The sequence below is a fragment of the Anaerobacillus sp. 1_MG-2023 genome (assembly GCF_030547345.1).
GTDB lineage: Bacteria > Bacillota > Bacilli > Bacillales > Guptibacillaceae > Guptibacillus > Guptibacillus hwajinpoensis_B.
Genome location: NZ_JAUORD010000048.1, coordinates 1 through 606 on the forward strand (window position 1 = coordinate 1; position 606 = coordinate 606).

At 31.7% G+C, this 606-nt stretch carries 1 protein-coding gene; it reads right to left on the reverse strand.

Annotation, left to right across the window (positions count from 1 at the left end; translation table 11 throughout):
* On the reverse strand, positions 1-500 hold a 500-nt coding region (locus Q4550_RS23220), incomplete at its 3' end, for a sigma-70 family RNA polymerase sigma factor (protein ID WP_303536541.1).
* Between the last annotated feature and the right edge of the window lie 106 nt (positions 501-606).

Below are 606 nucleotides of genomic sequence, written 5' to 3' on the forward strand. Positions count from 1 at the left end.
TGTAAACGAGACTTCACTGTTTGCATTCGTATTTGCAACAACTCAACGATTTGGTTATAAGATAGTTCTTCATAATAATAGAGAATAATCACTTCTCGATACTTGACTGGTAACGACATAACCTGTTCAGAAAGCATTCTTTTACTTTCTAAATTTATCAATTCAGTTTCCGGAGTATCATATGTATGACGAGACTTTGAAAAGAAATCATTTAAAACGATATTTTTAAAGGACCAACTTCTCAGCTTATCCTTGCATAAATTTACAGTTATTCTATAAATCCAAGTTTTATAAGTTGAATCATTTCGAAAACTATCTAGATTTTTATAGCATTTAATAAAAACTTCTTGTGCGATATCTTCAGCAAGCTGTTGTTGTTTTGTATAGGTAAATGCTAAGCGAGTGATATTTCTTCCGTACTCGTTCATTAACCATTCAACTCGCTCTTCTTTGCTGAGATCATCTTCATATTCATCATCCCGTTTTTTACTAGTAATCATCTTTCACACCCTTTCACCTATTAGACGGAACATAGCTCATTTGGTTGTATTTTTTTCTGAAGGTTATGATGAATTTTCTTTACTGGACTTTGAAAGGATACTTAAA